Source organism: Kitasatospora sp. NPDC056783, assembly GCF_042789895.1.
Classification (GTDB): Bacteria; Actinomycetota; Actinomycetes; order Streptomycetales; family Streptomycetaceae; genus Kitasatospora.
The window spans coordinates 1-7,953 of sequence record NZ_JBHUAF010000396.1 but is presented as its reverse complement, the minus strand read 5'-3'; the positions used below and the strand labels follow the sequence as shown (position 1 = coordinate 7,953).

Annotated in this window: 11 protein-coding genes; 6 read left to right on the top strand and 5 right to left on the bottom strand. The window is 73.0% G+C overall.

Going from position 1 to position 7,953, the window contains the following annotated elements; all coding sequences use genetic code 11:
• Nucleotides 1-25: 25 nt before the first annotated feature.
• The gene (locus ACFRMQ_RS34785; RefSeq protein ID WP_380734789.1) at nucleotides 26-790 is read right to left on the bottom strand and encodes a hypothetical protein; all 765 of its coding nucleotides are present in this window, start codon (nucleotides 788-790) and stop codon (nucleotides 26-28) included.
• Nucleotides 791-872: 82 nt separating this feature from the next.
• On the bottom strand, nucleotides 873-2,009 hold the full coding sequence (locus tag ACFRMQ_RS34780; protein WP_380734788.1) for a DUF4037 domain-containing protein: 1,137 nt from the start codon (nucleotides 2,007-2,009) through the stop codon (nucleotides 873-875).
• A 205-nt stretch (nucleotides 2,010-2,214) separates the two neighbouring features.
• Between ACFRMQ_RS34780 and ACFRMQ_RS34775 the strand changes: the two genes are divergently transcribed.
• Both ACFRMQ_RS34775 and ACFRMQ_RS34770 read left to right on the top strand, forming a co-directional pair.
• On the top strand, nucleotides 2,215-2,826 hold the full coding sequence (locus ACFRMQ_RS34775; protein ID WP_380734787.1) for a hypothetical protein: 612 nt from the start codon (nucleotides 2,215-2,217) through the stop codon (nucleotides 2,824-2,826).
• 287 nt (nucleotides 2,827-3,113) lie between these two features.
• A complete protein-coding gene (locus tag ACFRMQ_RS34770) occupies nucleotides 3,114-3,338 on the top strand; it encodes a holin (protein ID WP_380734786.1) in 225 nt (74 codons plus the stop codon).
• Nucleotides 3,339-3,531: 193 nt separating this feature from the next.
• Here ACFRMQ_RS34770 and ACFRMQ_RS34765 read toward each other — a convergent pair whose 3' ends face one another.
• The 3 genes from ACFRMQ_RS34765 to ACFRMQ_RS34755 all read right to left on the bottom strand — a co-directional run bounded on the left by ACFRMQ_RS34765 (nucleotide 3,532) and on the right by ACFRMQ_RS34755 (nucleotide 4,918).
• A complete protein-coding gene (locus ACFRMQ_RS34765) occupies nucleotides 3,532-3,747 on the bottom strand; it encodes a DUF397 domain-containing protein (RefSeq protein ID WP_380734785.1) in 216 nt (71 codons plus the stop codon).
• A 141-nt stretch (nucleotides 3,748-3,888) separates the two neighbouring features.
• Entirely contained in the window at nucleotides 3,889-4,092 is a 204-nt protein-coding gene (locus ACFRMQ_RS34760; RefSeq protein WP_380734784.1) for a DUF397 domain-containing protein, read from the bottom strand.
• Nucleotides 4,085-4,918, bottom strand: coding sequence for a Scr1 family TA system antitoxin-like transcriptional regulator (locus tag ACFRMQ_RS34755; protein WP_380734783.1), 834 nt, complete (start codon nucleotides 4,916-4,918; stop codon nucleotides 4,085-4,087). The genes ACFRMQ_RS34760 and ACFRMQ_RS34755 overlap by 8 nt, the downstream gene beginning before the upstream one ends.
• A gap of 286 nt (nucleotides 4,919-5,204) precedes the next feature.
• On the opposite strand from ACFRMQ_RS34755, the gene ACFRMQ_RS34750 reads away from it, so the two are divergent.
• The 4 genes from ACFRMQ_RS34750 to ACFRMQ_RS34735 all read left to right on the top strand — a co-directional run bounded on the left by ACFRMQ_RS34750 (nucleotide 5,205) and on the right by ACFRMQ_RS34735 (nucleotide 7,865).
• Nucleotides 5,205-5,639, top strand: coding sequence for an ATP-binding protein (locus tag ACFRMQ_RS34750; protein ID WP_380734782.1), 435 nt, complete (start codon nucleotides 5,205-5,207; stop codon nucleotides 5,637-5,639).
• Between the two features lie 17 nt (nucleotides 5,640-5,656).
• Nucleotides 5,657-6,208 (top strand): hypothetical protein, encoded by a 552-nt coding sequence (locus ACFRMQ_RS34745; protein ID WP_380734781.1) that lies wholly within the window; start codon nucleotides 5,657-5,659, stop codon nucleotides 6,206-6,208.
• Nucleotides 6,209-6,594: 386 nt separating this feature from the next.
• Nucleotides 6,595-6,738, top strand: a complete 144-nt coding sequence (locus ACFRMQ_RS34740) for a hypothetical protein (protein WP_380734780.1) — start codon at nucleotides 6,595-6,597, stop codon at nucleotides 6,736-6,738.
• The gene (locus ACFRMQ_RS34735; RefSeq protein ID WP_380734779.1) at nucleotides 6,735-7,865 is read left to right on the top strand and encodes a methyltransferase domain-containing protein; all 1,131 of its coding nucleotides are present in this window, start codon (nucleotides 6,735-6,737) and stop codon (nucleotides 7,863-7,865) included. The genes ACFRMQ_RS34740 and ACFRMQ_RS34735 overlap by 4 nt, the downstream gene beginning before the upstream one ends.
• Nucleotides 7,866-7,953: the final 88 nt, after the last annotated feature.

Here is a 7,953-nt window from a genome sequence, read left to right as displayed (position 1 = left end):
GCCCCGCCCCGTGCGGGCCCTGCGCTCAGAGCCGCCCGCGCCCCAGGAAACCGCCGCGCGCCACCTTGTGGTACTGGCAGTAACCGGCCCAGTCCGCGCCGAGGACCAGCTCCAGGACCACGCCCCGCCCGTCCGCCCGGGCCTCGCGCAGCAGCCGCGCCGGGTCCGCGTCCGGCGGGCTCTGCTCCCGGACGAACAACGGGCCGGCGTACGAGGTCGTCGGCATCGGCTCCCGGGGCGGCAGGCCGGGCCGCTCCCAGTGCAGCGTGGCGCCGGGGCCGGCCAGGCAGGGGGCGTCCATCCGCAACCCGTCGGCGCCGATGCCGCCGTCGCGGTACCAGCGCAGCGCGTGTTCGAGGGTCCCGCCCGGGTCCGGCCCCTGGCCGCAGGCCCGCCACTCGGCCAGGCCCGCCGCCGCGATCCGGGGCAGCACGTCGAGGACGTCCTCGCGGACGACGAAGAAGGCGCGGGCGTGGAGCCGGCAGACCAGCAGGGTGTCCCGGGGGTGGTCGCGGCCGTGGAAGGACGGGCGGGTGGACAGGTCCTGGACCTGGGTCAGCACGTGCTCGACCCCCGGCACCGCCCCCATCGCCTCGACCAGGGCCCGGATCCGCTCCCGCTCCGCCGCCCGGGCGGCCCGCGCGCGCGGCGAGTTGACCAGCCTGACCTTGCGCCGCTCGGTGGGCCAGTTGAGCGCCCGCAGATCCCGGGCGCCGTCGACGAGCCGGTACAGCGGCATGCCGACGAGGTGGAAGGAGCTCTTGGCCACGTCCTTCAGCAGCTTCTTCACCGGCAGCGGTCCTCTCGCCTCGCGCGCGTTCGCGCCCGCACCCTGGCCGCCCGGGGCCCGGCCGCGCAATCCGCTCCGGTACTCAACTCCCCTCCGTGTCGGTGCTGTTGCCGAGCGCTTCCACCGCGCGGCGCAGGGCCCGAGGCCGCCCGAGGAGGTCCGTGCCGTCCGCCCACTGGTCCACCGCGCCCACCGGCGGCAGGGCGCGCAGCCGCTCGTCCGTGAGGCCGTCCAGCAGCGCCCGCGCGAAGCGCTCGGCGCGCAGCACCAGGTAGGGGCGGCCGTGGTACGGGCGGCGCGTCGCGGCCACGGGGGCGGTCAGGCCGAGCGCGTTGTGCCGGCGGCCCACCGCCTCGTAGGCCTCGCACAAGTACCGTTCCCGTTCCGGGAATTCGCGTGCCGCCAGGGCGCCCCGCAGCAGCGGCCCGAGTTCGGCGGCGGCCCGCGTACGGGCGAAGGCGCTGCCCAGCCACTTGCCGTACGGGGCGTAGCGGCGCTCCGTCAGCAGGCACAGCCGCATCAGGTCGCGGACCAGGCGGGCGGTGGTCACGGCCGAGCCCAGGTCGTCGCCGGCCTCGGCGCAGCGGCCGACGAACGCCTCCTCCTGGGAGAGGCGCTGCCACTGGCAGGCGAGCAGGTAGCGCCACACCTGGTCGGGGTACCAGGCCAGGCGCCGGCGTACGGCGGTCAGCTCGCCGGGGCCGTCGTGGAACACCGCCCCGGCGGTCACCTCCAGCAGCCGCTGCTGGGGCAGGGCCAGCCAGTCGAGCACGTCCGGCTCCGCAGCCAGGGCCGCCGGGCCCAGCCGCCCGGCCAGCCAGGTGGGCAGGTCACACACCTCGACACGGTGGTCCACCGGGCCGTCCGTCCACGCCAGATGGCGCACCGGATCGTCCGGGTCCGGGCCGCGCCGGAAGTGGGTGGGCACGCCGCCCACCTGCTTGGGCAGGCGGTGCGCCAGCAGCTCGCGCAGGCGGGGCCCGTGCCGGGCGGCGTCGGCGGGGGAGAGGAACAGCTCCAGGCGCGGGCCCCAGTCGTGGTCGGCGGAGCGCGCGGTGTCGAAGCCCAGCACCTCGGAGCCCGCGCCCACGCGCGCCGCCGCGTACGGAAGGTGCGGGAACTCCCGTGCCAGCAGCGGCCGTACGGCCTCCTGGTAGAGCAGGCGGGCCAGTTCCAGGCCGGGAGTGAACGCGGCGCCGGCGGTGTCGGGAGTCCTCACGGTGCCCACTGTGCCGGTGGGCGGGGGCCGCGGGCCAGCGGATTCCCGCCGAGGGTGGGTGCCCGAGGTGCCCCGGGTGGCCAGGGTGCCCCGGGTGGCCGGGACGAGGCCGCCGGGCGGCCGTCGTGCGGTTGCCGGGCGCCACCGGGCCCGGGAGGCTGGGGGCACCAAGGGGGAGCACCCGGAAGATCAGGAGTCCCCGCGCATGTCCCCGAAGACCGTCGCCGTCGCCGTCGCGGCCCTGGCCGGCACCCTCGTCCTCGCGCACTTCGCCTACGCGGGCGCGCCCGTCACCCTGAACATGGCCACCGGCAGCGCCGACTGCACGGTGCTGTGGACGAAGGACGGCGTCACCTTCAAGCCGCTCACCCCCGGCAGCAACGCCACGGCCTTCCTGGACAAGGACGCCACCGGCACGGTCACCATCGACCTCACCGCCGTCGGCAACCCCGTCACCCTGGCGAACTCCGTCTACATCCGGACGGCGGCCAAGGGCGGATTCACCCTGACCGACGCCGCCGGCCACTACGTGCAGGTCTCGAACCTGGAGGGCAGCCTCTCCGGCGACAGCACGTTCGTCGTCCAGACCAGCAGCGACCCGGCGGGCACCCGCACCCCCGTGTACAACATCCCGGCCCGGCCGCAGATCAGCCCCGACGTGCAGTCCGTGGTCCCGCCCCGGGTCGACCTGGCGCTCTCCGACATCCGGATGCGCGTGCTGCCGGAGTTCGCGAACGTCATGAACGCCACGTTCGGCGACAACAGCATCCAGCCCGGGGACCTGCTGGGCACCTGCACCGCGCAGACCACCTCCTGACCTGGGCCCTGGCCGGCGCCCGTTACGCCGCCGAGACACCGGGGCCCACCAACCCTGCCGTGGAGACGACAGGGATTCCGGACGAGGCGCTCGGGCGGCTGCACGGCACGGGACCCGAGCGGCTCGGGTGGCCGGGCGGCTCACCGACCAGGCGCCGATGGCCGTCGAGGCCCTCGCCCGGCGAAACCGCGCGCCGCGACCGTCGTCGGAACCGGCCGCCCGGATCGTGTACACCGATGGCGCCAACTCCCCGACGCCGCATGCTCCGACGCGAAGGAGTCCCGACCATGCGGAAGCTCATCATCGACCTGGTAGAGCGCACCGTCGCCACCTACGCGGTGGCGTTCCTGGGCCTGCTGCTCGCCGACAAGTTCGACCTGACGTCCTTCACCGCCATCAAGGCGGCGGCGGTCGCCTCGCTGCCCGCCGCCCTGACCGTGGTCAAGGGCGCGGTCTCCACCCTCGTCGGCGACCCGAAGTCCGCCGCTTTCCTGTCGACCCCCCGCGACTGACCGGCTGACCGGCTGACCGGAGGGGCGCGTACGCGCCGGCGCCACGAGGCCGCCCCTGTGGTCTCGTGGCGCCGCCGTCGGGTACGGGCCGAGGCCGCCGCGTTTGTCAGGTCGTCCTCGCCGATCCCGAGGCAGGCCGGCACGGCCCGGACCGCGCAACCGGCTGTCCGGGCCTGCGGTTTGGGACGGCGGATCAGACGTCGCCGAACTCGCCGGAGCGGATGGCAGCAACGAAGCTCGACCAGGCGCCGACCGGGAAGGCCAGAGCGGGGCCCTCGGGGTCCTTCGAGTCGCGGACGGGTACCTGGCCGGAAGACCCGATTGCTACCTCGACGCAGCTACCGCCGTTGTTGCTGTAGGAGGACTTGAACCACTGGGCGCCGGTCAGATCAACTTCCAGAGCACTCATAGCCCTTCCGTGCCCTCCCTCACTCACGCAAAAACGCTCGGCCGGGGGGACCCCAGCCACTCTTCACAGCCTGCAACCCGCGCAACCGACGTACCCCGCTGAACACCGTCCCAGGCCCGGGTACCGGTTCAGGGCTTCGGCTCAAACCTCGCCGAACTCGCCGGAGCGGATGGCAGCAACGAAGCTCGACCAGGCGCCGACCGGGAAGGCCAGAGCAGGGCCCTCGGGGTCCTTCGAGTCACGGACGGGTACCTGGCCTGAAGACCCGATTGCTACCTCGACGCATTGTCCTTGCTGGGCACTGTACGAGCTCTTGTGCCAAGCCACGCTGCGCAGATCATCCATGCTCAAAAGCCTTCCGCACTTCTCGAATGAACTCGATGCTCGCTGCCCGGGGCAACGCCTCGACCTGGAGGTGATCGTACTCACTGGCCCACTCGGCCAGTGTCTCCGGATCGCGTTCGAGGAAGCCCCGCTTCTGCGTCTCTCCGTAGCCAACCATGGCCCTGTTCGGTGTGGTCAGCAACGTGATCGGATGTGCGAACGGCCTGAGCTCGCCCAGTGAGAACGGGCTCACCTGAAGAAGGATGCGAGGCCGAGCCGCAAGGGTCTCCAGGTGCCGCAACTGCTCGACCATGATGTCGCGACCGCCGACGGACCGTCGCAGCGCTCCTTCGTCTATCACCACGTGGACGAGTGGTGCGGGGTCACGAGTGAGGACTCGCTGCCTGTGGAGTAGCAGATCGGTTCGCTCGTCGGCCTGCTGTTGCGTCGAGGCGCCCCGGCCGACCAGTGCCCCCTGGTACGCCCGGGCGTACGCGGGGGTCTGCAGAAGGCTCGGAACGATGTTGATCTCGAACAGCCGCATTGCCACTGCCTTCGACTCATCGCGCAAGTACTCCTCGAAGCCCTCGAACAGGATGCGTCGGCCCGACCTGCTCCACTCCGTCAGGAACTGTTGATCTGTGTCGAACGCGATGTCAAGTTGTGTTGCAATTCGTCGAGTTGCTTTCCTCCGGCCATTTTCAAGGGCCGAGATGTGCGACGACGTACATCCAACGAGCCCCGCAAGATATTCCTGCGTCCAGCCCCGCTGCTCGCGCGAAGCGCGGAGAAGCGCTCCAAACTCGGCTGCCGGGGAGGCCTGGGGGTCGAGTTCCCTCTTGTTCAAGGCGATTTGCCTTACTAATCAAACACTGTGGACAGGTTGAACAGATCTGAAGTCTAGAGGACAGTGAGCGCGCTGGGTAGTTGGATCACTACGGATCGGAGTGGCGTCGTGACGAGCAAGTCCCCACCAGGCACCCATTTCGTGCGTCGTGTGCCTACGGCGCCGGGTTGCGTCCGTCGTCGCGCCTCCGCATCCCGGCCCGTCAAGGCCGGAACTCGGCTCCCTGCCCGCGACGCGTGAATGCCCACCACCGTCGTCCCCGTCCATCCCCCTGAGGTGTTCCCCCATGCTCTCTGCCCGCCGCCCCCGCATGTTCGTCGCGCGCCTCGACTCCTGTGTCGAATCCGCGCCCCTGGCCCGCTACCTGCTCCGCGCCTACCTCTCCGGCCTCCCCGCCGGCGAGCGCTACGCCGAGACCGCCGAACTCCTTCTCTGCGAACTCTTCGCCAACGCCGTCCGGTACTCCGGCGCGCCCGACGACCGGCCCATCGAGATCCGCTTCGCGCTCGTCAACTCCCGGCTCCGCCTCGAAGTCCACGACGCCGGGAGCGGCCTCCCCGTCCTTCGCACCGCCGCTCCGGACGACGAGTGCGGGCGCGGCCTGTTCCTCGTCAACGAACTCGCCGAGCGCTGGGGCTGCTGCCCCCGCCCCGGCAGTCCCGGCAAGTTCGTCTGGGTGCTCGTCGCGCCTGCCCCCACCCCCGTCCTCGTTACCGCCTGAAAGCCGAACCCCACCTCATGCACCTCGCCACCCTCGCCCGCCACACCCTCTCGCGCGGCGCCACCCCCGCCGCGACCTACGCACTCCTCGCCCGCCTCGGCCACCAGCCCCTGCCCTGCGCCGAGGCCGTGTGCCTCGCGCTCGACATCCCGCCCGCCGAGACTGCCCGGCGCCTGGGGGAGTGCCACGACGCCCTGCTCGCCGACCCCCGCCCCGACTCCGAGGCCGACACCGGTGAAGTCCTCGAAGCCCTGGGCGTCTTCGACGTCCCCAAGCGGCTGACCCCCACCGAGCGCGTCGTCGTCGCCCACTTCCAGACCGCCATCGACGCCATGGGCGGCATCCGACCCGGCCACCAGCACGGCCTCCAGCGCTGGTTCACCACCGGCAACCTCACCGCCGCCTACCTCTCCCTCGCCGCCACCACACCCCTGCCCCGCACGGGAAACCCCGCCCTCTACTGGACCTCCCTCGTCCAGGCCGGCGAACTCCTCACCGCCGCCCCCAGCCCCGACCCCCGCATCCGCTACGCCCTCACCCACTGCCGCACCCAAGCCACCCGCACCTGAATCCCGGAGTGGCGTGGGAAGTCGGCCCGGCCGACTTCCCACGCACCCGGCGTCCCCGGTTCCGGCGGCAGTCGGCTTGTCGGAGACGCGCGTGGAACCGATGTCCGATCGGGTGCCCGCCACACCCACCGAACTCGCCATCCACGCCCACGCGTTCGACCAGCGCAAGGGCTCTCTTGTGTGCGGTGCTCAGGCCTCGGCCTTGATCTCCAAGGGCGTTGACTCCCCGGGGTGAAAATCCGCGAACGCGCTGAGGGGCTGCCAGGCCACTCCATACCGTCGATCCGTCGCCCGCGGTGACGGCCCGGACGCCCGGGGCCCGTCTGCCGCGCGCGGTGAGTCCGGGCCCGGCACACGGGCGGGCCCCCGAGGAGAAGGAGTTCGGCATGGACCCCGACGCAGGACACGGCAGCGGAGGATCGGGCGGCGACGAGGGGGACGGGCACCCGGGCACCCCGTGGACGCCGCCGTCCGACCCCCCGTCCCCCGACGGCACGACGCCGCCCGGAGACGGGGGACACCGCAAGTGACGCTCGCACCCGAGCAGGAGGACCGCCCGCCGGGGCGGTCCTTCCCCGTCCCCGACGCGTGGGCGCCGGCCTTCGACGCGCTTCCGCGCTCGCTGTTCCTGCCGGACCTGGTCTGGGCGCACGACCTGGCCACCGGCACCAGCCGCCCCGTCGACCGGACCGAGGACGAGCAGAGCTGGCTGACGGCCGCGGCCGCGGACATCCCGATCGTCACCCAGTGGGACGACGGCGAGCACCAGGGCGCCGAGCCCGGCACGGTGCCCACCAGCTCCGCCTCGATGCCCTCGCTGGTCGCCTCCATGCTCGACGACCTCCGCGCGGAGCCGGGCATGCGGGTGCTGGAACAGGGCACCGGCACCGGCTGGAACGCCGCCCTGCTCGCCCATCGGCTCGGCGACACGAACGTGACCACGGTCGAGATCGATCCCACGGTGTCCGCCCGGGCCCGCGCCGCACTCGAACGGGCCGGCCGCCGGCCGACCGTCGTGTGCGCGGACGGCGCGCCCGGCCACCCGCCCGGCGCCCCGTACGACCGGATCGCCGCCACCTACGGCCTGCGGGAGGTCCCGAGCGCGTGGATCGAGCAGACCCGGCCCGGCGGGCTGATCCTGGCGCCGTTCGGCACCCACTACTCCAACGCCGACGCCCTGGTGCGCCTCACCGTCCATGGCGACGGCACCGCGAGCGGCCCGTTCCTCCGGCCGGTGGAGTTCATGAAGATGCGCTCCCAGCGCCTCGTCCGGCCCCGGAACCCGGCCGGCGGCGGCACCGTCGCCGAGAGCACGACCACCGCCGTGCTGCCCGCGCACGGCAAGTTCGACCCGTTCCCCTTCGCCGTCGGCCTGCGCCTGCGGGACGCCACCCACGCCGTCCAGCCCCATGACGACGGCGGCCGGACGCTGTGGCTGTACTCCCTCACCGTCCCGGCCTGGGCCGCCGCGACGTTCCGCGACGGCGACCACCCGCACCGGGTCCGCCAGTACGGCGGCCGTCGGCTGTGGGAGGAGTTCGAGGACACCCTCGCCTGGTGGCACCGGACGGGCGAGCCCGGCGTCGAACGGCTCGGCCTCACCGTCACCCCGAACGGTCGGCAGGCGTGGCTGGACGACCCGGCCCAGCCGGTCTGACCAGAGCCGCGAGGCCGCCCGTACCCGAGGCCCGTACCCGAAGCCCGTACCCGAAGCCCGCGTGGGAAGTCGGCCCGGCCGACTTCCC